Genomic DNA, 232 nt, shown 5'->3' on the forward strand with positions numbered 1-232 from the left:
GAAGTCTCTCCCCTATCGTTCCTTGAAAAATCACTGGCGACTCTTGCAAAAAGACAGCCGTAAGTTATCTCTCAACCCTTTTTATTCAAAGACTTTCCGTCAAACCTTGATCCCACATGAAGTTGTTAGGAAGATACTGAATTTCTCAGAAGAGCTCGCTAATTATTATAACCTCTATCAGCTTTTGCTTTTTCACTTTCAGGAGAAAAGAGTGGATGAGTTTTTTGATCTC

1 pseudogene is annotated in these 232 nt (G+C 38.8%); it reads left to right on the forward strand.

Annotated features, from left to right (window positions below):
- Positions 1 to 232 (forward strand): annotated as a pseudogene (locus tag STRDD10_RS10220) (ISL3 family transposase); the annotation flags it as partial.

This window comes from Streptococcus sp. DD10 (assembly GCF_001578805.1).
In the GTDB taxonomy this organism is placed as follows: domain Bacteria; phylum Bacillota; class Bacilli; order Lactobacillales; family Streptococcaceae; genus Streptococcus.